The 22297-nt window shown below is 63.5% G+C and carries 10 protein-coding genes; 6 read left to right on the top strand and 4 right to left on the bottom strand.

What is annotated here, in order from left to right; translation table 11 throughout:
* The first annotated feature begins 76 nt into the window (after positions 1 to 76).
* From JFV30_RS18715 to JFV30_RS18705, 3 genes are read left to right on the top strand one after another with little or no spacing between them, the layout of a single operon-like run.
* Positions 77 to 1528, top strand: a complete 1452-nt coding sequence (locus tag JFV30_RS18715; protein ID WP_201124881.1) for an efflux transporter outer membrane subunit — start codon at positions 77 to 79, stop codon at positions 1526 to 1528.
* The gene (locus JFV30_RS18710; RefSeq protein WP_201124880.1) at positions 1525 to 2655 is read left to right on the top strand and encodes an HlyD family secretion protein; all 1131 of its coding nucleotides are present in this window, start codon (positions 1525 to 1527) and stop codon (positions 2653 to 2655) included. The genes JFV30_RS18715 and JFV30_RS18710 overlap by 4 nt, the downstream gene beginning before the upstream one ends.
* The gene (locus JFV30_RS18705; protein WP_201124879.1) at positions 2645 to 4156 is read left to right on the top strand and encodes an MDR family MFS transporter; all 1512 of its coding nucleotides are present in this window, start codon (positions 2645 to 2647) and stop codon (positions 4154 to 4156) included. The genes JFV30_RS18710 and JFV30_RS18705 overlap by 11 nt, the downstream gene beginning before the upstream one ends.
* Before the next feature lie 901 nt (positions 4157 to 5057).
* Here the strand turns inward: JFV30_RS18705 and JFV30_RS18700 are convergent.
* The gene (locus JFV30_RS18700; protein ID WP_201124878.1) at positions 5058 to 5642 is read right to left on the bottom strand and encodes a TetR/AcrR family transcriptional regulator; all 585 of its coding nucleotides are present in this window, start codon (positions 5640 to 5642) and stop codon (positions 5058 to 5060) included.
* A gap of 134 nt (positions 5643 to 5776) precedes the next feature.
* Here JFV30_RS18700 and JFV30_RS18695 point away from each other — a divergent pair, with 134 nt between their 5' ends.
* A complete protein-coding gene (locus tag JFV30_RS18695) occupies positions 5777 to 6949 on the top strand; it encodes an MFS transporter (protein WP_201124877.1) in 1173 nt (390 codons plus the stop codon).
* Here JFV30_RS18695 and JFV30_RS18690 read toward each other — a convergent pair whose 3' ends face one another.
* Both JFV30_RS18690 and JFV30_RS18685 read right to left on the bottom strand, forming a co-directional pair.
* On the bottom strand, positions 6950 to 7306 hold the full coding sequence (locus JFV30_RS18690) for a type II toxin-antitoxin system HicB family antitoxin (protein ID WP_201124876.1): 357 nt from the start codon (positions 7304 to 7306) through the stop codon (positions 6950 to 6952).
* A complete protein-coding gene (locus JFV30_RS18685; protein WP_201124875.1) occupies positions 7303 to 7554 on the bottom strand; it encodes a type II toxin-antitoxin system HicA family toxin in 252 nt (83 codons plus the stop codon). The genes JFV30_RS18690 and JFV30_RS18685 overlap by 4 nt, the downstream gene beginning before the upstream one ends.
* A 209-nt stretch (positions 7555 to 7763) precedes the next feature.
* Here JFV30_RS18685 and JFV30_RS18680 point away from each other — a divergent pair, with 209 nt between their 5' ends.
* Together JFV30_RS18680 and JFV30_RS18675 are read left to right on the top strand one after the other, a co-directional pair.
* On the top strand, positions 7764 to 18059 hold the full coding sequence (locus JFV30_RS18680) for a non-ribosomal peptide synthetase (RefSeq protein WP_201124874.1): 10296 nt from the start codon (positions 7764 to 7766) through the stop codon (positions 18057 to 18059).
* A complete protein-coding gene (locus JFV30_RS18675; RefSeq protein WP_201124873.1) occupies positions 18056 to 21223 on the top strand; it encodes a non-ribosomal peptide synthetase in 3168 nt (1055 codons plus the stop codon). The genes JFV30_RS18680 and JFV30_RS18675 overlap by 4 nt, the downstream gene beginning before the upstream one ends.
* Before the next feature lie 62 nt (positions 21224 to 21285).
* On the opposite strand, the gene JFV30_RS18670 is transcribed toward JFV30_RS18675, so the two are convergent.
* Positions 21286 to 22239, bottom strand: coding sequence for an alpha/beta hydrolase (locus tag JFV30_RS18670; RefSeq protein WP_201124872.1), 954 nt, complete (start codon positions 22237 to 22239; stop codon positions 21286 to 21288).
* Positions 22240 to 22297 lie beyond the last annotated feature (58 nt).

The raw sequence follows: 22297 nt of genomic DNA, 5'->3' as shown, positions 1-22297 counted from the left end.
TACATGGCCCTGACGCGGGCGAATCGGACAGGCCACCTGCCTAACCTGCAAGGCTCCTTCTTGAGCGAGCCTTGTGATGCACAGCCCTTCTTTTCATCCCTGGATACCCTTCGCCCTGTTGAGCGTATTGGCCGGGTGCAGTGGCGTGGCCGGCAAGCCGACGACCGTCACGGCGCAGGTGCCGCCGCGGCTCTCGGTCGAGTCGGCCGAGCCGTTGCCCGCCCGTTGGTGGCAGCTGTACCGCGACCCGCAGCTGGACGCCCTGGTAGCACGGGCCCTGCACCAGAACAAAGACCTTGAGGCCGCTGCGGCCCACGTCGACGCCTTGCTGGCGCGGCTGGAACAGGCAGAGGGCGAGCGCCTGCCGTCCACTTCCCTGGACTATGGCCTGGCCTACGGTCGCAGCCGGGATGACCAGACCCTGGCCCAGGCCACCCACGGCCATGCCGGTGCCGAATGGAGCCACACCCCTGAGTTTTCCCTGAGCTACACCCTCGACCTGTGGGGCGAGGTGCGCTACCGCATCGCCGCAGCACGGGCGGATGCCCAGGTGGCCCGGGCGCTGGAGGACGAGTTGCGGGTGACGGTGGCCGCGCAGACCGCCCGTGCCTATGCCCAGGCGTGTGTCTATGGGTTGCAAGCGCAGGTGCAGGCGCACTCGGTGCAGGTGCTGGAGCAAAGCGTCGCGGTCACGCAAAAGCTGCAAAAGGCCGGCGCGGCGACGGACCTGGACCTGACGCGTCTGCAAGGCCTGCTGGAAGAAACCCGCGCGCCCTTGCCGATGTTCACGGCCCGGCGCAGCAGCGCCTTATATGAGTTGGCGGTGCTCAGCGGTTTACCGCCGGAACAAGTGACGCCACACCGTTGTGCCCAAGGCCCGCAGTTGCAAGCGCCGTTGCCGGTGGGCGAGGGCTGGGCGCTGGTGCAACGCCGGCCGGATATCCGCCGCGCCGAAGGGCAACTGCGCGCTGCCACCTCGACAGTGGGCCTGTCCCGGGCCGAGCTTTATCCGCGCATTACCTTCGGCGCGATGCTCGGTTCGTCCGCCAGCAGCCTGGGCAAGCTGGGAGACCGCTACGCGACGGTGTATTCCGTCGGCCCGCTGGTGTCCTGGCGTTTTCCCAACCGCCAGATCGCCCAGGCGCGGGTCAAACAGAGCCAGGCCGAAGCCCGCCAGGCCCTGGCGAGGTTTGACGGCACCGTGCTCAACGCTTTGAAGCAGGTCGAGCAAGCCATGGCCTTGTATCAAGGCGAGCAGCAGCGTCGCCAGGCGTTGACCGCAGCCCTGGACAACAACCGCCGCGCCTTCGACCTCGCCTCCCGCGGCTACCACGCCGGTGCACTGGATGCTCTGCAACTGCTGGACAGCGAACGCAGCCTGGTAGGCCTTGAAGCCCGCGTGGCCGAGTCCGACCTGCGCTTGATCAATCGCCAGATCGACCTGTTCCAGGCCCTCGGTGGCGGCTGGCAGCGTGACGATCAAACCGCCCCCTTATCTGTCGCTGTAGTCAATGGAGCCACACCATGAACCAGGCTGTTGAACCCATTCGCCTGTCTGTAATGCAACGTCATCGTCGTGCCCTGGTGACCACTGCTTCTCTGGCTACGCTGGTGGGGCTCGCCGCCTTTGCCGGCTATTGGTGGCAGTGGGGGCGCTTTCTTGAGGAAACCGACGACGCCTATGTGCGCGCCGATTGGGTCGCCATCAGCCCGCGCATCGCCGGGTATGTCGCCCAGGTGCTGGTGGAGGACAACCAGCCGGTCAAGGCCGGGGATGTATTGGTGCGTATCGACGACCGGGACTTCACCGAGCGCCTCAACAGCGCCCAGGCACAACTGCAACAGGCGCAGGCCGCCGCCACCGCGCAACAGGCCAGGGTGCAAACCCTCGACGCGCAAATGAGCGAGCAACAGCAACGCATCGCCCAGGCCCGGGCGGAGCTGAGCAGTGGCGAGGCCGAAGCCCGGCGCGCGCGGCTCGATTATCAGCGTTACCGCGAATTGGTCGCGCAGCAGGTTGCCAGCGCCCAGCACCTGGAAACCGTCAGCGCCAGCCAGGCCAAGGCCCAGGCAGCGCTGGTGCAAGCGAACGCCCAGGTCGTGCGGCAGCAAGCGCAGTTGCAGGTTTTGCAGGCGCGTCGGCAGCAGGCGCAGGCGCAAATCGTCGAGCATCAGGCGCGCATCGGCGAGGCCCAGGCCAACCTGGCCCTGGCCCGCAATGCGCTGAAGGACACCGAGATCCGCGCGCCCTTCGACGGGGTGGTGGGCCAGCGCAAGGTCCGTCGCCAGCAATACGTGATGCCCGGTCTGCCGCTGCTGGCGGTGGTGCCGGTGGAGCAGGCGTATGTGATCGCCAACTACAAGGAAACCCAGTTGCAGCACATGGCGCCCGGGCAATCGGTGGACATCTCGGTGGACAGTTTTTCCGGCGCGCACTGGCACGGCCAAGTGGAGAGCATCGCCCCCGGCTCCGGTGCGGTGTTCGCGCTGTTGCCGCCGGACAACGCCACCGGCAACTTCACCAAGATCGTCCAGCGGTTCCCGGTGAAGATCCGCCTGGAGCCCGGCGAGTCACGGATTCTGCCGGGCATGTCGGTGATCGCCACGGTCGACACCCGCCCGGCCGCCCGCCAGGAGCCTGTCCATGGAGGTTGAAGGGCGTGTGCCGTTTCGCGCCTGGGTCGCGGTGATCGGCGGGTTGTTCGGCTGCTTCATGGCCGGGATGAACGTGCACGTGACCAGCGCCGCGCTGCCGGAAATCGAAGGCGCACTGGGCGCGACCTTTGAGGAAGGCTCGTGGATTTCCACCGCTTACCTGGTGGCTGAAATCATCATGATTCCCCTCACGGCGTGGCTGGTGCAGGTGTTTTCCCTGCGCCGCGTGATGCTGTGGGGCTCGGGGATATTCCTGGTGGCTTCGGTGGCGTGTTCGCTGTCGCCGAACCTGCAAGTGATGATCTTCATTCGGGTGGTGCAGGGCGCGGCCGGGGCGGTGCTGATTCCCTTGTCGTTCCAGCTGATCATCACGGAGCTGCCGGCCAGCAAGATCCCACTGGGCATGGCCTTGTTCAGCCTCGCCAACAGCGTCGCCCAGGCGGCGGGGCCGTCGATTGGCGGTTGGCTGACCGACGCGTATTCCTGGCGCTGGATCTTCTACCTGCAACTGTTCCCGGGGATCGCGTTGCTGGCGGCGGTGGCCTGGTCCATCGACCGCCAGCCGATGCAACTGGGCCTGCTTCGCCAGGGTGACTGGCTGGGTATCGGCTGCATGGTGCTGGGCCTGGGTGCGTTGCAGATCGTACTGGAGGAGGGCGGGCGCAAGGACTGGTTCGGCTCGACCTTTATCGTGTGGATGACGCTGCTGGCGGTGGTTGGCTTGATCGGTTTTGTGGCGCGCCAATTGTGGGGCGCCCACGGCTTTATCAACCTGCGGCTGTTGGGGCACTACAACTTTGGCGTGGCCAGCGTGGCGATGTTTATCTTCGGTGCCAGCACCTACGGCCTGGTGTTTCTGGTGCCCAATTACCTGTCGCAGTTGCAGCACTACAACGCGAGTGAAATCGGCGTGAGCCTGATCGCCTATGGCCTGGTGCAACTGATCATGGCGCCGTTTCTGCCGCGCCTGATGAAGTGGGTCAGTGCCAAGATGCTGGTGGCCTCGGGGTTTGCGATCATGGCGTTGGGCTGCTGGATGGGCGCGCACCTGTCGGCAGACAGCGCCAGCAATGTGATCGTGCCTTCGATCGTGGTGCGTGGCATGGGGCAGCCGCTGATCATGGTGGCGTTGTCGGTGCTGGCGGTCCATGGGCTGGCCAAGGCGCAGGCCGGGTCGGCGTCGGCGGTGTTCTCGATGTTGCGCAACCTTGGCGGTGCGGTCGGTACGGCACTGCTGGCGCAATTGGTGGTGGTGCGCGAGCGGGTGCATTCGGCGCGTATTGGCGAGTCGGTGACGCTGTTTGACCCGGCCCTGCAAGCGCGTTTGCCCGATGGCGGGGTGCTGCAGGAGCAGTTGCCGGATCACCAGGTGGTGCTGACTGTGCTGGACCAGGGTGTTCGCCATCAGGCGTTTTTGATGGCCTACAGTGATGCGTTCTTTCTGGCGTGTGTGGCGTTGGCGGCGTGCTCTGTGGCGGCGTTGATGTTGCGGCGTACCTAGGGTGGTCAATTCTGGGGTTGACTTTGGGTGTCTGAGGGTTGAGTACATATCCGTTATTTGGGTGATGGCTGATATGGGTTCCGCTCTTACAGCGGCTCACTTTTGAAAAGCGCAAAAGTAAGCAAAACGCTCTTGCCCCACCACTCGGCACCTCGCTTGGGCTCGGTGTGCCCTCTCTCCGGCATTACTCCGCGGGCCGCCGCGATGGGCCATCCTTGGCCCAGCGCGGCTAACCCGGCGTCCTGCCGGGTTACCCACGCTCCAAAGCCTGCGTTCGGCCAGCGTGGTTTAACGGGGCGCCTAAGATCAAGATCAAAAGCAGATCAAGAGCACAGCGGCCTACAGGCCGGCTTGAGTGGTGTGAAGCAAAGGCAACATCAAGATCAAAATCTACAGCGGGCACGGTCAAATGTGGGAGCTGGCTTGCCTGCGATGGCATCAACTGGATGTACCTGAAAAACCGAGTTGTCTGCATCGCAGGCAAGCCAGCTCCCACAGAAAAGCAGAGCTGCATCAGTTTCAGATTTGGTTTTCGCTTTGGCTTTTGATCTGGCTTCTACCACTCAAGCCGGCCTGTAGGCCGCTGTGCTGTAGATTTTGATCTTGATCTGACTGCCCCAATAAGCCCGAGGCCGAACGCAGGGATTGAGGAGCGGGTAAACCGGCAGGACGCCGGTTTAGCCGCGACGGGGCAGGGACGCCCCGTCGCGGCGGCCCGCGGAGCAATGCCGGAGTGAGGGAACACCGAGCCTTAGCGAGGTGCCGACAGGCGGGGCAGAGCCCTTTGCTTACTTTGGGGCTTTTCCAAAGTGAGTCGCTGTAAGAGCGAAACCATATTCAGCCGTTACCGCAGCAACGGATATGTACCCCATCTGACCCTGAAAACCCCGACCGCACTCGTTCAGCAAACGGCATTGAGCTTCAAACCACGCAATAACAACTCCAGCCCTTGCAAGGCTTCTTCCAACCGCTCGCCCGGGTGCTCATCCTGGGCGATCCAAAGCGATGCGCTCACCAGGCTGCCATTGACCAGCCTCGCCAACGCCTGGCTGCACGCATGCTCGATGAACCCCGCGTGCATCAGCTCATCAAGCAACCGGCGCAGCGAGTCCACGCATTGTTGCTGGTCGGTTGCCCCCAGCACCGCCGGCGCATCCTGCAGCACAATGCGCTGGATCTCGGCATCCTGGGCCATACGCAAATAGGCCCGGCAGCGTTCGCAAAACCCGTCCCAAGGGTTCTCGGCCCGCTCCGAGATAAGGTGCAGGCTCGCGTCCATTTCACCGTCGAGCTGCGCAACCACCGCCGCCAGCAAGCCTTTCTTGTCGCCAAAATGATGGTACAACGCACCCCGGGTCAGGCCGGCGCGCGCGGTAAAATCATCCATCGACGTCTGGGCGTAACCTTGCGTGGCGAAGGCCTGGCGGGCGCTGGCGATCAGGCGGGCGCGAGTGTCTTCGATCATGTCGGCGCGGGCTCGGCTCATGGGTAAGGCTCACAATAGATGATTGACATACGACGCGTATGTTACGCATGATTTGTCACATACGCACCGTATGTATTTTGCCCCGAAAACCTCGAATAGCAAGTTTCAGGGCGCTCAGGAAGAGGTGACACACCATGGCAAACCCCTACGCCGAGCTGTTCCAGGCGCCAGGTTCCAGGGCTTTTGTATTGGCGGGCATGCTCGCCCGCATGCCGATCTCCATGACCGGGATCGGCTTGATCACCATGCTTTCGCAGGTGCACGGCGGTTATGGACTGGCCGGCGCCGTGACCGCCACTTTCGCCCTGGCCACCGCGTTTTGTGCACCCCAGGTTTCGCGGTTGGTGGACCGTTATGGCCAGGGCCGGGTGTTGCCGGTGGCCGCCTCCCTCGGCGGCGGCGCGCTGTTGTTGCTGTTGCTCTGCACCCGCATGCAGGCGCCGACCTGGACGCTGTTCATCTTCGCCGCCCTGGCCGGTTGCATGCCCAACATGTCGGCCATGGTGCGGGCGCGCTGGACCGAGCTGTATCGCGGCCAGCCCAAGTTGCAAACCGCGTTTGCCCTGGAGTCGGTGCTCGACGAGGTGGTGTTCATTATTGGCCCGCCGGTCTCGGTGGGTTTGTGTGTGCTGCTGTTCCCCGAAGCGGGGCCGTTGATTGCGGCGCTGTTCCTGGCGGTGGGGGTCACCACTTTCGTGCTGCAACGCCAGACCGAGCCACCGGTTCACGAGCACCACGCCGAACACGGCCGTTGGTTGATTGCCTCGCCTTCGGTGTTGATCCTGATGGTGCTGTTAATGGCCATGGGCGTCATCGTCGGCGTGGTGGATGTGGTCAGCGTCGCCTTCGCCCAGCATCAGGGCCAGCCGGCTGCCGCGAGCATTGTGCTGTCGGTGTACGCGATCGGTTCGTGCCTGGCCGGGCTGGCGTTTGGTGCCCTCAAGCTGAAGGCCCCGTTGCCTCGCCAGTTCCTGTACTGCGGCGTGGCGACGGCGATTACTACGCTGCCGTTGTTGCTGGTGACAAACATTCCCGCGCTGGCGGCGGCAATCTTCATCTCCGGCCTGTTCTTCGCCCCGACATTGATCGTGTCCATGGCGTTGGTGGAACAAATCGTCCCGCCGAGCCGCCTGACCGAAGGCATGACCTGGCTGATCACCGGCCTGAGCATCGGCGTGGCCATTGGCGCCGCCAGCTCCGGGTGGATGATCGACCGCTTCGGCGCACCCAGCGGGTTCTGGGTGGCGCTGGCGGCGGGTGCGGTGGTGCTGGGTGCGGCGGTGTTGGGGTATCGGCGGCTGGGGTGATTACCCTGTCACCAGTGCGCCGCGATGTTGCAGGAATTCGTTCAGCGCTTGCCGCGTGAGATCGTTCAACGTCACTTTTTGCCGGGTTGCCGCGAGGGCAGCGGCCAAGTGGAGGTCATGGCCGACACGGACGTTGAACGAGCCCTTGCAAGGCTTTTCCGGTGTTTGCCCAAGGGCCAGGCAGGTCTCGATGTAGTCGTCTACGGCGCTGCAAAAAGCCGCGTCCAACTCGGCGACGGTTTTTCCCTCGTAGCTGACCAGGGCCTTGATGAAAAGCAGCTTCCCGAACAGGCAATTGTCTTCGATGCTGGCTTCGATGGAGCCGATGTAGCCTTTGTGTTTCAGCTGGTTGTTCACTGAATCAGTTCTCCTGATTTCAATTGTTCGATGATCTGGCGCCGAATGTAGTGTTTCAGTTCGTTGCCGGGGTGAGGCTTGTGCAGGGTAATCATTGCACTGGGGTCGCCCCTGTCGAACCTGACCCGGCTACCCGCCCCTTCGATTTGCGTGTATCCCAGGCGCCGCAGCAGTGTGACGAGTTCGGGCCAGGTAAAGGCCGAGTGCTGATTGAGCAGTTTGGCCAGCAGCTTTTCATTTTTCGACACGGCGATCCTTGCCTGTAACTAAATGTAGTTGCAATTGATGGGTTGCGTCAATGATAGGACAGCCTCGCCGAGCCTCTCGGTGTTTGATGTAACCCTTGATGACACCGTCGCCTGCGCTCCAAATCCCCCGCTAATTTTTCCCCTCCGGATTCGTTTTATAGGGACGACGTGCCTTTGTGCTTCCTGCCTATTGCCCCGGATCCCAAGAAATGAACGCTGAAGACTCCTTGAAACTTGCTCGCCGGTTTATCGGGTTGCCCCTGGAAAAACGCCAGATGTTCCTCCAGGCGCTACACAAGGAAGGGGTGGATTTTTCCCGGTTTCCGATCCCGGCAGGGGTGGAGGCGGATGACCGCCAGGCGCTGTCCTACGCGCAGCAGCGGATGTGGTTTCTGTGGCAACTGGATCCGGCCAGTGGCGCCTATAACCTGCCGGGCGCGGTGCGGCTGAAAGGGGCGTTGAGCCTGCCGGCGATCGAGCAGGCCTTCGCCAGCCTGGTGGCCCGCCATGAGACTTTGCGCACGGTGTTCCAGCGCCAGGCGGATGATCGTCTGTTGCAAGTGGCTGCGCAGTCGCCGCTGGTCATCGAGCAATCTGACCTCAGCGCCCTGGCACCCGCCGAGCGTGAGAAGGCGGTGACGCAGGCCGCTACCCGTCAGTCGCTGTTGCCCTTCGACCTGGCCAACGGCCCGCTGTTGCGGGTGCAATTGCTCAAGCTGGCCGAGCAGGAACACGTGCTGCTGCTGACCTTGCACCACATCGTGTCCGACGGCTGGTCGATGAACGTGCTGATCGACGAGTTCATTCGCTGCTACGACGCCCATGAGCGTCATGAGCCGCCGCAACTTGCGCCGCTCCCGATCCAGTACAGCGACTACGCCCTGTGGCAGCGCCGCTGGCTGGAAGCGGGGGAGCAGGCCCGCCAGCTGGAATACTGGCAGGCGCGCCTGGGTAATGAGCATCCGGTGCTGGAACTGCCCACGGATCACCCTCGTCCGGCCATGCCCAGCTATCGCGGTACACGTCATACCTTCGCAGTCGACGCCCGGCTGGTAGAGCAATTGCGCGCCTGTGCCCAGCTGCATCAAGTGACCCTGTTCATGCTGCTACTGGGCGCGTTCAACGTGCTGCTGCACCGCTACACCGGTCAGGGCGATATTCGGGTTGGCGTGCCGATTGCCAACCGTAACCGCAGCGAGATCGAAGGGCTGATCGGTTTCTTCGTCAACACCCAAGTACTGCGCACTGAATTGAACGGGCAAACCCCTGTCGACGAACTGCTGGCAGCCATCAAGGAAGCGGCCCTTGGCGCTCAGGCCCACCAGGATCTGCCCTTCGAACGGCTGGTGGAGGCGCTGAATATCGAGCGCAGCTTGAGCCACACACCGCTGTTCCAGGTGATGTACAACCACCAGCCGCAGGTGGCGGATATTTCCACGGTCAGCACCGCGTCAGGTCTGGAACTGAGCCTGGTGCAAGGGCAAGGCCGTACCACGCAATTCGACCTGACACTGGACACCTATGAACAGTCCGGCACCCTGCATGCCGCACTGACTTACGCCGATGACCTGTTCGACCCGGCCACCATCGAGCGCATGGCGCGCCATTGGTTGCGACTGTTGCAGGGGATGGTGTCAGATCCCCGTCAGGCGGTCGGCGATTTGCCGCTGCTGGACGAAGACGAATACCAGCGCATCGTGCATGACTGGAATCCCCGTCACGACAGCTTCCCCGAGGCGCTGTGCATCCATCAGCGCATTGCCGAGCAGGCGCGGCAAACCCCGCAGGCACTGGCGGTTACCTTTGGCGTCCGTGAGCTGACCTATGAGCAACTCGATCAGCAATCCAATCAGTTGGCCCATCTGCTGATCAAGCACGGTGTGGGGCCAGAGGTGCGCGTCGGCGTGGCGATGGTCCGTTCCGAGGCGTTGCTGGTGGCGCTGCTGGCGGTGCTCAAGGCCGGTGGCGCGTATGTGCCGCTGGACCCGGACTACCCGGCCGAGCGCGTGGCCTACATGCTCGAAGACAGCCGCGCCTTGCTGCTGCTGACCGAACAGGCGGTGGCGGCAACCCTGCCGATCATCCCCGATACCCAAGTGATTTTGCTCGACGATCCGGTATCACTGCTGGCGCCATGGCCTGTCACCGAAGCGGTCACGGCGGTAACCCCGGACAACCTGGCCTATGTGATCTACACCTCGGGCTCCACCGGCAAGCCCAAGGGCGTGGCAATTGCCCATCGCAACGTGCTGGCGCTGATCGACTGGTCGCAGCGGGTCTTCAGCCGTGAGGATGTGCAGGGTGTATTGGCCTCGACCTCGGTGTGTTTCGACCTCTCGGTGTGGGAGTTGTTTGTGACCCTGGCCGCCGGCGGTTCGCTGATCATCGCCCGCAACGCCCTGGAGTTGCCCGACCTGCCGGCCCGTGACCGGGTGCGCTTGATCAACACGGTGCCATCGGCGATTGCCGCGCTCCAGCGCACCGGGCAGATTCCTCCCGGGGTGCGCGTCATCAACCTGGCCGGCGAACCACTGAAGCAGGCGTTGGTGGAGGCGTTGTATCAACAGCAGGGTATCGAGCATGTCTACGACCTTTATGGCCCGTCTGAAGACACCACTTATTCCACCTATACCCGGCGTGCTACCGGTGGTCGCGCGAGTATTGGCCGCCCCATCAACCATACTGCCAGCTACCTGCTGGATGCCCGGTTGCAGGCCGTGCCCCAGGGTGTGTGCGCCGAACTCTACCTGGCGGGCGCGGGGATAACCCGTGGCTATTTGGGGCGTGCGGCCCTGACCGCCGAGCGCTATGTACCCAACCCGTTTGCCACCAGTGGTGAACGTCTGTACCGCACCGGCGACCTGGTGCGTTACCTGGACGACGGCGTGCTGGAATATCAGGGGCGCATCGACCATCAGGTCAAGGTGCGCGGCTTCCGTATCGAGTTGGGGGAAATCGAGGCGCAACTGTCGCGCCAGCCCGCGATACGTGAGTTGGCGGTACTGGTCCAGGACAGCCCAAGTGGCCAGCAACTGGTGGCTTATCTGGTGCCTACCAACCCGGATTTATCTGGCGATGCCGAGGCTCAGGACGCCTTGCGCGAAACCCTCAAGGCCGCTCTCAAGCAGGTGCTGCCGGCGTACATGGTGCCCACACATTTGCTGTTCATGGAGCACTTGCCGTTGACCCCCAACGGCAAGCTCGACCGCAAGGCCCTGCCGGCCATCGACAGTTCACAACCGGCACGGCAACACGTCGAGCCGAGCAGCGACACGGAAAAAGCGCTGGCGGCGATCTGGCAAACGTTACTCGGGATTGAACGCGTGGGGCTGGACGACAACTTCTTCGAACTGGGCGGCGACTCCATCGTCTCCATGCAAGTGGTCAGCCGGGCACGCCAGGCCGAGATCAGCCTGAGCCCCAAGGACGTGTTCCAGCACCAGACCCTGCGTAGCCTGGCACAAGTCGCCAGCCTGCGCCTGCACACCGCGATCGACCAGGGTACTGCCCACGGTCCGGCGGCCCTCAGCCCGGTGCAGCAGTGGTTTTTCGCTCAGGACATCCCCCAGCGCCAGCACTGGAATCAGTCGCTGTTGCTGGTGCCGCGCGAGCCGATAATGGCGGCGCACCTGGATGCCGCGTTGCAGCAGCTGGTCAACCACCATGACGGCCTGCGTTTACGCTATCAGCCGGGTGCCGAGGGATGGCAGCAGCACTACGGCGAGGCCGCGGTTGAATCCGTGTTATGGCAGCGCCAGGCTGACAGCAACGCGGCCCTGGCCGAGCTGTGTGATGAGGCCCAGCGCAGCCTCAGCCTGCAAGACGGCCCGTTGCTGCGAGCGCTGCTGGTGCAGATGCCCGACCACAGCCAGCGCTTGCTGCTGGTGGTCCATCATCTGGTGGTGGATGGCGTGTCCTGGCGCGTGCTGCTGGATGATTTGCAGCAGCTGTACACCGGTTTGCGTGACAGCACGGTGCCGAAACTGGCAGGCAAGACCACCTCCTATCAAGCCTGGACCGCCCGGCTGCAAGACGCCGTTGCGCGCTTCCTGCCCCAGCTTGAAGGCTGGCAGGCGCGGCTTGGGGCGGCGTCGATGGCGGATTTGCCTTGCGATAATGCCCACGGCGGCTTGCATCAATACCTGGAGGAGAAGGTCAGTTGCACCCTGGATGCCGACACCACCCGCCAACTGCTGACCCTTGCGCCGGCCGCTTATCGAACCCAGGTCAACGACCTGCTGCTGACCGCGCTGGCGCGTGTGGTGTGCCGCTGGAGCGGGCAGGGCAGTACCCTGATTCAGTTGGAAGGCCATGGTCGTGAGGACCTGTTTGACGGCGTGGACCTGACCCGTACCGTTGGTTGGTTCACCAGCCTGTTCCCGGTCAACCTGACCCCGGCCCAGGAACTGTCGGACTCGATCAAGGCGGTCAAGGAGCAATTGCGTGAGGTGCCGGACAAGGGCATTGGCTACGGTGTGTTGCGCTACCTGGCGCAGCCTGCCGTGGTCGCGGCCCTGGCCGCTCTGGCTCAGCCGCGCATCACGTTTAACTACCTTGGGCAATTCGACCGCCAGTTCGACGAAGCGGCGTTGTTCGTGCCTTCCACCGAAGGCAATGGCCTGGCCCAGGACCCCCTGGCGCCGTTGGCCAACTGGCTGACGGTTGAAGGGCAGGTCTACGGCGGGGAACTGTTCCTGCAATGGGGTTTCAGCCGTGAGATGTTCTTGACCACGACCGTCCAGCAATTGGCTGACGACTATGCCCGCGAACTCAAGGCGTTGATTGCCCATTGCTGTGCGCTTGAGGCCGGACAGGCGACGCCGTCGGATTTCCCGTTGGCCGGTATCAGCCAGCGCCAGCTGGATGCGTTGCCGCAGTTGGGGGCCCAGGCCGAAGACCTGTATCCGTTGTCGCCGATGCAGCAGGGCATGTTGTTCCACAGCCTGTACGAGCAGGACGCCGGCGATTACATCAACCAGATGCGCGTCAATGTGCTGGGGGTGGACGCGGCGCGCTTTCGTGCCGCCTGGCAGGCTACCGTCGACGCCCAGGACATCCTGCGCACCGGTTTCATCTGGCCCGGCGACTGGTCGCAAGCGCAGCAAGTGGTGCACCGCCAGGTGCAGTTGCCGTTCAGCGTCCTCGACTGGCGTAACCGTGATGACGTGCCGGCCGCCCTGGAGGCGCTGGCCCAGGCGCAATCCCGCGAACCTTTTGATCTTGCCCGGCCGCCATTGTTACGCTTGGTTTTGGTGCAACTGACGGACACTGACTGGCACCTGATTTACACCCATCATCACATCCTCATGGACGGCTGGAGCAACTCGCAGTTGCTCGGCGAAGTGTTGCAGCGCTACAGCGGCCAAAACCCGCCGGCCGCCGTTGGCCGCTACCGCGATTACATCGCGTGGCTGCAACAGCAGGATGGTGCCGCCAGTGAAGCATTCTGGAAGGCGCAGTTGCTGCCCCTGGAGCAGCCGACCCGCCTGGCCCAAACGCAGATGCCGGCTATATCGGGGCCGGCCTATGGTGAACACTATTGCGTTGTGGAAGCCGCGCAGACCCGGCGCCTGCATGAGTTTGCCCGCCAGCAGAAAGTCACGGTCAACACGCTGGTACAAGCCGCCTGGTTGTTGCTGCTGCAACGCTACAGCGCACAGGCCACGGTAGCGTTTGGTGCCACGGTGGCGGGGCGCCCGGCGCATTTGCCCGGAGTCGAGCAGCAGATAGGCCTGTTCATCAACACCTTGCCGGTAGTGGCCAGCCCGCTGGCGGAGCAAAGTGTCAGCAGTTGGCTGCAAAGCGTACAGATGCTGAACCTGAGCCTGCGCGAGCACGAGCACGCACCGCTTTACGAAATCCAGCGTTGGGCCGGTCGTGGTGGCGAGGCACTGTTCGACACTATCCTGGTATTCGAAAACTATCCGGTCTCCGAGGTGCTGCAGCAAGGGGCTCCCGAAGGCCTGCAATTCGAGGCATTGCACACTCATGAGCAGACCAGCTACCCGCTGACCCTGACGGTCAATCTGGGCGATACCCTGACCCTGCATTACAGCTATGCCCACGCGCACTTTTCAACGTCGACGGTGCAGCGTCTCGGTATGCATTTGAGCAATCTGCTCAACCATGTGCTCGGTGCGGCCGAGCTGCCGCTGGCAGAAATCAGCCTGCTGGATACCCAGGAGTACCAGTCGCTGGTCCATGACTGGAGCAGCGCCCGCTTTGATTACCCGAGCGAACAGCGGGTCCATCAGCTGTTTGAAGCCCAGGTCGCGAAGCAACCTTGCGCACCGGCCTTGCTCTTCGAAGACCGCCAGTTGAGCTACGCCGAACTCAACACCCGGGCCAATCGCCTGGCCCGGCATCTGGTGAGCCTGGGCGTCGGCCCCGACGTGCTGGTGGGGATCGCCGTGGAGCGCGGCCTGGACATGATCATCGGCCTATTGGCGGTGCTCAAGGCCGGCGGCGGTTATGTGCCGCTGGACCCGGAATACCCCCAGGATCGCCTGCTGTGCATGGTCGAAGACAGCGGCACCCGGCTGATACTGACCCAGAGCCATTTACGTGAACGACTGGCGATTCCCGCCTATGTCGAACACCTGTGCCTGGACCACGAGCAGGCCTGGATCGACCTGGACGACAGCAACCTGCTCAACCGCGCCCACGCCGAGAACCTCGCGTATGTGATGTTCACCTCGGGCTCCACCGGGCGGCCAAAAGGCGTGGGCATCAACCAGTCTTCGCTGACTCGGCATGCCTATGTGTCCCTGGAGTTTTTCAACCTCAACGGTGCCGACCGCATCCTGCAGTTCTCCACTTTCAACTTCGACGGCTTCGTCGAGCAGCTTTACCCGGCGCTGATCTGTGGCGCCTCGGTGGTGCTGCGCGGCACCGAGATCTGGGACACCGAGACCTTCTACCGCGAACTGATCCGGCACCAGATCAGCGTGGTCGACCTGACCACCGCCTACTGGAACCTGCTGGCCAAGGACTTCGCCGTGGCCGGCCCGCGGGATTACGGGCGCCTCAAGCAAGTGCATGCCGGCGGTGAAGCCATGCCGCCCGAAGGCCTTGCCGCGTGGGGCCAGGCTGGCCTTGGCCACGTCAAGTTGCTCAACACCTACGGCCCCACCGAAGCCACCGTCACCGTCACCGCGCTCGACTGCACCGACTACGTGACCGGCGCACGCCCCACGCCGTTGACCATGCCCATCGGCAAGGTCTTGGCCGGGCGCAGCATCTACCTGCTGGACGACAGCGGCGCCCCGGCCCCGATAGGTGTGGTGGGTGAACTGGTGATCGGCGGCGAGTTGCTGGCCCGTGGGTATTTCAATCGCCCGGACCTGACCGCCGAACGCTTCATGCCCGATCCGTTCAGCCAAAGTGGCGGCCGGCTGTACCGCACCGGCGACCTGGCGCGCTACAACGCTGACGGGGTGATCGAGTACGTGGGGCGGATCGACCATCAGGTGAAGATTCGCGGTTTCCGCATCGAACTGGGGGAAATCGAGGCCCGGTTGCTGGAGCAGGACGCGGTGCGAGACGCCATTGTCCTCGCGCAACCGGCAGCCAGTGGTTTGCAACTGGTGGGTTACGTGGTGCCCCACGCCAGCGCCGTGCCGCAAGCGCAGTTGCGCCAATCGATCAAGGCTGCCTTGGCGGCGGTGCTGCCGGACTACATGGTGCCGGGTTTCCTGATGTTCCTCGATGTGCTGCCCCTGAGCCCGAATGGCAAGCTGGACCGCAAGGCCCTGCCCAAACCGGATGCCAGCCAACAGCAAAACCACTATGTGGCGCCGCGGACGGCGCTGGAAATCCAGGTCGCCGGGATCTGGCAAAGCGTGCTGGAGCTGGAACAGGTCGGGCTGGACGATCACTTTTTTGAACTGGGCGGCCACTCGCTGCTGGCGACTCAGGTGGTCGCGCGCCTGAAGACGTTGCTGTCCTGCAACCTTACCCTGCGCGACCTGTTTGGCGCGCCGCGCCTGGCAGACTTTGTGGCGGCGGTGGCAGCCCGAACCGGGCGGGACGAGCCGGTGGTGCAGATTCCGCTGGTGGCCCACGGTAAAAAAACCAGCGCGAGCCTGTCCCTGGTACAACGCCGGCTGTGGGTTGTGGAGCAGCTTTCGGATGCCAGCGGCGCCTATGGCATGCCGCTGGCCGTGCGCCTGCGCGGCGAGTTGTCATTGCCGCTGCTGATCAGCAGCCTGGCGCAGGTGATTGCCCGCCACGAAACCCTGCGCACCGCCTACATCACTGACGAGGAGGGCGATCCGCTGGCAATCATCGCCGGGCACGTGGATGTCGATCTGCCGCTGCTCGACCTGTCGGCCCTGGACCCGGCGGAGCAGCAGCGCCGAGTTACCCTCGCCGTGGTAGCCAACACCCGCCAGCCCATCAGCCTGTTGCAGGCGCCGTTGTTGCGCGGGCAGGTGCTCAAGCTGGGCCCCACTGAACACGTGTTGCTGTATTCGATGCACCACATCATCTCCGATGGCTGGTCGATGGCAGTGCTGGTCAATGAACTGGTGGGGATTTATGGACGCGCCAAGGCCGGTGTCCTTGAACCGCTGCCACCCTTGCCGATCCAGTACTCCGACTACGCGCTGTGGCAGCAGCAGTTGCAACAGGCCGGCGTGCTGGCAGCGCAGGCGCGTTATTGGGAACAGGCGTTGGCCGGGCACAGCGGTGTATTGCGACTGCCCACCGATAAGCCTCGATCCCAGGCACCCACCTACGAAGGCCGGGACCTTGGCTTCACGCTGCCCGCCACCTTGCATGACGGCTTGAAGGCGCTGTCGGCCAACGCCGGCGTCACGCTCTACAGCACGATGCTGGCGGCGTTCCAGGTCATGCTCCATCGGCTCACTGGCTGCGACGATGTGCTGGTGGGCGCCGACGTGGCCGGGCGTCAGCAGCCGGAGCTGGAAGGCTTGATCGGCTTTTTCGTGAATATCCTGCCGCTGCGCTCGACCTTCACGGCGCAGCAGCCGTTCAGCGCTTTCCTCGCCGGTACCCAGGGCACTGCACTGGACGCCTTCGATCATCAGGACTTGCCCTTCGACATGATCGTCGAGGCCTCGTCACTTGTGCGCCAGCGCGGTTTCAACCCACTGGTCCAGGTGCTGTTCGTGATGAACAACCTGCCGGTGCAGGGCGGCCAGATGGAGGGGGTCGAGGTTGAGGTGCTGCCAACCCGTGGCGGTTACTCCAAGTTCGATATGGCCCTGTTCATCGATGAGGATGCCGGCCGCCTGCACGGTACCTGGCAGTACGCCAGCGACCTGTTTGAACCACAACGCATTGAGTCATTCGTCAACGCCTGGACAGGAATTCTTGAACAGATTGTGTGTGATCCGAACATTCAATTAGGGGATATCACCATGCCTACCAACACCCTTGAGCAAAACGCCGCGCCCGTACCGCCTGCCATCAAGGCCGACAAGCTGGGCAAGTTCCTGAAAAAGTCCCAAAGCCGCACCGACAAGCCAGCCGGCGCGCTGATGCGTGAATCGCTGCTGGTCCCGGAGCAGGACTTCCCATTACTGATGGAACCCACCGATCCAGGCCTGGACCTGGTGGCGTGGATCAAGGAAAACCGCGCGCTGGTGGAGGCCAAGCTGGCTCGCCACGCGGGGATCCTGTTCCGCGGGTTTGCGCTGCGCGACATTCATGACTTTGAAGCATTTGCCGAGGCCGTACAGCCTGGCCTGTATGGCCAATACGGCGACTTGCCGAAAAAGGAGGGCGGCAAGAACACCTACCGTTCCACGCCGTACCCTGAAAAGAAAATGATCCTGTTCCATAACGAAAGCTCCCACCAGGACCGCTGGCCGCGCAAGCAACTGTTCTTCTGCGAGCAGCCATCGCCGGTGGGCGGCGCCACACCAGTGGTGGATTGCCGGCAGATGTACCTCAAGCTGCCGGTGGCAATACGCGAGCGTTTCGAAGACAAGGGCTTGCTGTACGTACGCACCTTTGCCGACAAGCTGGACGTGTCCTGGCAGCACTTCTTCAAGACCGATGTGCGTGCCGACGTCGAGGCGCGTTGCCGAGCTGCGGGCATCGAGTGGACCTGGCTGGACAACGATGAGCTGCAAATCCGCACACCGTGCCCGGCGATTATCCGGCACCCGGTGACGGGTGAAAAAACCTTCTTCAACCAGGTTCAACTGCATCACATCTACTGCCTGGACCCGGATGTGCGCGAGGACTTGCTGGCGCTGTTCGGCGAGCACCGCATGCCTCGTCATGTGTACTACGGCGATGGTTCGCCGATCGAAGACGAGGTCATGGCGTTGGTGGGCGATCTGTACGAAGCCTGCGCGGTGCGGTTCGACTGGCAAAAGGGCGACGTGATCCTGCTGGACAACATGTTGGCTGCCCACGCCCGCGACCCGTTCGAAGGGCCGCGCAAGATTGTCGTGGCCATGGGTGAAATGATTGAACGCAGTGCGTTGCAAGTGGCGCACGGCGAGACCGAAAAGGAAGAGGCCGGAGCATGAGTACTGCACAACAGGGAATCGTGGACCCAGGATTGGCGCTGCTGATCGAGCAGCAACAACACCTGGACGCTCGGGAACAGGGGGCGAGCTGGGGCGATTTGGCCCACTGCCTCAAACTGGATATCCGCGGCCAATTGGACCCGTTGCGTCTGCAGCACGCCCTGGACAGCCTGGCACTGCGGCACGAAGCATTGGTGGCGCAGTTTGCCCCTGTCAGCGGTTATCACGGACTGCGTCAGCGGGTCGTGGCGGCTGAGGCGGTAAGCTTGACCCTGTGGCCCGAAGTGGGCTCGCCGCAGCAGGTGAGCGCCCGTCAGCAGCAATGGTTGCAGCAACCACTGCCGCCGTTCGGCGCGTTGTTGCAACGCCTGGAAACGGATCATTGGCAACTGCTGGTCGGCGTGGCGCGTTACGCGGCCGATGCCGCGACCCTGGCCCTGATCCAGCAGGAGTTGCTGGCAGCCTATGGGCAGCAAGGGTTTGAAGAGGACGAGCCCGGGCAGTTTTCCCAGTACCTGGAATGGCGCGGCGAGGTGATCTTCGATGAAGACGCAGACACGGCCAAGGCTTACTGGCAGCAGTATTTGCAAGGCCCCGAGCCGCTGGTCAGCGGCCCCGACCTGCCGTACCGCCTGACACCCGGCGGCACCGCACCGGCCGAGCGTTTGAGCGTGCCGCTGGATCAAGCCCTGCTGGCTCGTCTGGCCACGTCGGGACAGCCGCTGGACGTATTGATGCAAGCCGCCTGGTGGATACTGCTGGCGCGCATCAGTGGTCGTGAGACGTTCCTGGCCGGCTGGCGGCATGACGCGCGCCAGGATTATGATTTCTTCAGCCACAGTCTGGGCCTGTTCGAGAAAACCTTGCCCCTGGCGATTCGTATCGATCCGGCGAGTACCTTGCGTGACCTGGTTGCGAGCGTGGCGGCGCAGTTGGATCAGCACCGTACCTGGCAGGAATACTGGACGCCCTTGTCGTTCCCGCAGCAGGCCAGGCCAGCAATCAGCTTTGGCCGCCGACGGGTTTCGGCGCCGCGTGAAGTAGCAGGGCTGGTCTGGGCCGGCAGTGACCTGCCGGCCGGCGTGCCGGAGTTCGAGTTGGCACTGCAGCTGGAAGTCGCCGCGAATGGTGAGTCTCAGGGCGTGTCACTCGACTTCAACCCTGCGTGCTACACCCCGCAAGCCGTCGAGATCCTGTTGGCCCAATACCGTCAACTGCTCCATAGCATTGCCGACAATCCGCAAGAAACCGTTGCACGCTTGAATCTGTTGGATGCCGCCGAAAAAAGCTGGCTGCTGGCGCTCAATCCGCCACCGCAAGCGATGGATGCATCGTTGCTGTTGCCGCAGCGTATCGCCGGTTGGGCGCATCAGACGCCGCAGGCGATGGCCCTGGCCCATGCGGGCCAGACCCTCAGCTACGCCGAGCTTGAAGCCCGCACCGCGCAGTTGAGTGCCGAGTTGCTGCGTCAGGGCGTAGGGGCAGGGTCGATCGTCGGTCTGGCGTTGCCGCGCTCAGTAGAACTGGTCGTCGCGATGCTTGCCACCTGGCGTGCGGGTGCGGCCTACCTGCCGCTGGACCCGCAATGGCCAGCGGCGCGCCAGGCCGAAATCGCCCGGCATGCCGCCGCGAGCTTGATACTGGCGGCACAAGCGCCGAGCCCGGGCGACCCGATGGCCTCGCTCAAGGTCCTCAACCTCGGGGGGCTGAGCCTTGATGCACCGGTGACAATCGCCGCATCCGTGCAGGCGCGGGACGTGGCCTATGTGCTGTTCACTTCCGGCTCCACCGGGCAGCCCAAGGGCGTGGTGATCGAACATGGCGCGTTACTCAACTACACCGCGGGCAGCAGCCAGCAATTGGGCCTGTCTGCCTGCCGTCACTTTGCTTTCAGCTCCACGGTAGCGGCCGACCTGGGCAACACCGCCTTGTTCGGCGCGCTGTACAACGGTGCGACCCTGCATATCGCTGACGACGCGACCCTGCAAGACCCGCAGGGCTTTGCCGGGTTCCTGCGAGACCACCGCATCGATTGCCTGAAAATCGTGCCTTCCCATCTGGCTGCCTTGCTTGAGGCCCAGAGCGCTGTGTTGCCTGGCACGCTGGTGCTGGGCGGTGAAGCAATCGGCGCAGGCCTGGTGCAGCGGATTCATCAACTGCGCCCCGACTGCCGAGTGTTCAATCATTACGGTCCTACCGAAGCGACGGTGGGGGTGATGGTGCATGCGTTGCTGCCCGGTGACGACGTGACCCATGGCGTCCCGCTGACACAGGTGCTTCCCGGCAACCAGGTATTTGTACTCGGTGCTGATGCGCAACTGCTGGCGACGGGCGAACTGGGCGAGTTGTTCATCGGTGGCCGCCAACTGTGCCGGGGCTACCTGAATGCCGAGGCTGACGCCGACGCATTTATCCACAGCCCGCTGGTGGGCGGCGAGCGCCTGTACCGCACCGGCGACCTGGCCCGTTATCGGGTCGGCGGGGGCGTGCAGCTGTCTGGCCGCCGTGATCACCAGGTCAAGGTACGGGGGTTTCGCATTGAACTGGCGGAGATCGAGGCACAGTTGCTGCGTTTGCCTGAGGTCAGCGAAGCGGTGGTGGTGCTGGTACAAGAGGAGCCGCAGGCGTTCGTGGTACTGCGAGCTGCGATGGATGAGAGTGTACTGACTCACCTGAAAACCCAACTGGTTCAACGCCTGCCGGCGGCCATGGTGCCGCGCCTGATACTGAGCCTCGAACGCATGCCGCGCCTGCCGAACGGCAAGATTGACCGCAAGGCCTTGCAGAACACTCAGCCGGTGGTTTCCAGGGCGGTTTACGTAGCGCCACGTGATGCGCTTGAAGCGTTGTTGTCTACGCGCATGGCCCAGTTGGTCGGGCTGGAACGGCTGAGCATCGATGAGGACTTTTTTGCTGCAGGTGGGCATTCCTTGCTGGTGATCAAACTGGTGGCGGGTATTCGCAAGCTGCTGCAATGCGAGATTCATCCCGGTGTGGTGTTTGATCACCCAAGCGTGGCGGAACTGGCGCGGGTGCTGCGTGAGCGTGAAAGTGTCGCGGGGCAGTTGGAGAAGATTGCCCAGGCACGTTTGCGCCTGGATGCAATGAGTCCTGAAGAGAAGGCCGCGCTGATGGAAAAGGCTCGCCAGTTACAGCAGGGATAGTTGCAGTGTCCGGGGCTGGCAATCAGCCCCGGTTTTAAATAGTGGGAACGCTCAGACGGTACTCAGCGCTGTTCCCCCAACCAGCTCAAAACCTCCTCATAAATACCGGCAACGGCGGTTGTGATCCCGTTCATGCGCAAGAAGTCATGGGTCAGCCCCGGCTGCACATGCAGGCTGACGGCGGTGCCGCTCGCTGCCAGCAACCGGGCATACGCCTGCCCTTCGTCATACAGCGGGTCGTACTGGGCCAGGCTGATATAGGCCGGTGCCAGTGCTGTCAGCCCTTCGGCCAGCAGCGGCGAGACCCGCCAGTCGAGGCGCTGTTGGGCGTCCGGGCAATAGTGTTGGTAGAACCATTTCAGCGTGGCGGTTTCCAGCAGGTAGTCCTCGGCATATTGCCTGTGGGAATCCCGTTGCCGCGAGGTATCGGTGACCGGGTAAAACAGCAACTGGGCCCAGGGTTTGAACGCCAGTTGTTGCGGTGCCTTCACTGCGGTGATCGCCAATACCGTCGCCAGCGTCGCGCCCACACTGTCACCCGCCAGGGCCATCCGGCGGTTGTCCAGTTGCAGGTTGCCGGCTTGTTCGGCCAGCCAGTTGGCAGCGTCGAGCGTGTCGTTCACGGCTATTGGGAAGCGCGCCTCTGGCGCCAGGCGGTAAGTGGGGGCGAACACCGCGTACTGACCGCTGGCCGCGAGCCTGCGGCAGATGGAATCGTGGGAGTCGAGGCTGCCCACGACATAGCCGCCGCCGTGGAAATACACAATCACCGGCAGTTGCGCCGTGCCCGGCGCCCGGTAGAGGCGGGCGGGCAATGCACGGCCATCGCGGGCGGTGACCGTCAGCGCAGTGACCGCCACCGAATCCGGCGGGCTGGGGTCGAGAATCGCCGAGGTCTGCTCGAACTCCCGTCGTGCCTGTTCAACACTCAGCGCGTGCATGGGTTGGCTTTTGCCGGTCAGGCGACCCATCTGTGCCAGTTCCAGAAAGCCTTCGAGATCAGGGTCCAGGGGCATTGCATGTTCCTTGCGAAATAGGGTGAAGCGCCGCCCCTGACCATCAGGGGCGGCGACG

Origin of the sequence: Pseudomonas sp. TH32 (assembly GCF_016650855.1) — a bacterium.
In the GTDB taxonomy this organism is placed as follows: domain Bacteria; phylum Pseudomonadota; class Gammaproteobacteria; order Pseudomonadales; family Pseudomonadaceae; genus Aquipseudomonas.
The sequence above is the reverse complement of the archived record's forward strand: the minus strand, read 5'-3'. Positions and strand labels throughout refer to the sequence as shown.

What these genes read in the sequence shown, in the direction of transcription:
- JFV30_RS18715 (WP_201124881.1), top strand. Translation starts at nt 77, where the DNA reads ATGCACAGCCCTTCTTTTCATCCCTGGATACCCTTCGCCCTGTTGAGC.
- JFV30_RS18710 (WP_201124880.1), top strand. Translation starts at nt 1,525, where the DNA reads ATGAACCAGGCTGTTGAACCCATTCGCCTGTCTGTAATGCAACGTCAT.
- JFV30_RS18705 (WP_201124879.1), top strand. Translation starts at nt 2,645, where the DNA reads ATGGAGGTTGAAGGGCGTGTGCCGTTTCGCGCCTGGGTCGCGGTGATC.
- JFV30_RS18700 (WP_201124878.1), bottom strand. Translation starts at nt 5,642, where the DNA reads ATGAGCCGAGCCCGCGCCGACATGATCGAAGACACTCGCGCCCGCCTG.
- JFV30_RS18695 (WP_201124877.1), top strand. Translation starts at nt 5,777, where the DNA reads ATGGCAAACCCCTACGCCGAGCTGTTCCAGGCGCCAGGTTCCAGGGCT.
- JFV30_RS18680 (WP_201124874.1), top strand. Translation starts at nt 7,764, where the DNA reads ATGAACGCTGAAGACTCCTTGAAACTTGCTCGCCGGTTTATCGGGTTG.
- JFV30_RS18675 (WP_201124873.1), top strand. Translation starts at nt 18,056, where the DNA reads ATGAGTACTGCACAACAGGGAATCGTGGACCCAGGATTGGCGCTGCTG.
- JFV30_RS18670 (WP_201124872.1), bottom strand. Translation starts at nt 22,239, where the DNA reads ATGCCCCTGGACCCTGATCTCGAAGGCTTTCTGGAACTGGCACAGATG.